Consider the following 541-nt stretch of genomic DNA (forward strand, 5'->3'; position numbering starts at 1 on the left):
ACGCCGGCGAGGGACAGCAGGACGAGCGCGATGATCCCGGTGCGGTCGCGTCCGCCCGCGCAGTGGAAGAGGACACCGCCCGGTTCGGCTCGGGCGATCGCACGCAGGACGGAGCCGGTGCGCTCCGGCAGCTCGGCGAGGTGCGGGCCGTAGTACAGCGGTGTACCGACGAGCCCGGTCTCCCAGTACGCCTGCCAGAACGCGGGAGCCGCCTCGAGTCCGTCGTGGTCGATCACGACGGTCGTCACCCAGTCCGGCCGGGTACCCGTGTCCTTCTCCGTCTCCCACGGCGCCCGCAGGTCGACCACCGTACGGACCCCCGCGTCGCGCAGCGCCTGCCAGCCGACGGGACTCACGCGGTCGACGTTCTCGGACCGGAAGACCTGCCCGGACGGGGTCGCCCCGCCGTCCCGCAGCGGGAGCCCGCCCAGGTCGCGCGCGTTGAACAGCCCCTCGGCGTGCAGGGTGCGATCGACGTCAGACATGCAGCTCCGCGAGGTCGGGGTCGAGGTCACCGAACCGGTGCGCCGTGATCGACACC

The 541-nt window shown here is 73.0% G+C and carries 1 protein-coding gene; it reads right to left on the bottom strand.

Features of this window, described 5'->3' with window-relative positions:
• Nucleotides 1–485 (bottom strand): tyrosine-protein phosphatase (locus tag BIV01_RS12035; protein ID WP_083413999.1); only part of this gene is annotated, 485 nt, incomplete at its 3' end.
• Nucleotides 486–541 lie beyond the last annotated feature (56 nt).

The sequence above is a fragment of the Curtobacterium sp. MCBA15_013 genome (genome assembly GCF_001865095.1).
GTDB lineage: Bacteria > Actinomycetota > Actinomycetes > Actinomycetales > Microbacteriaceae > Curtobacterium.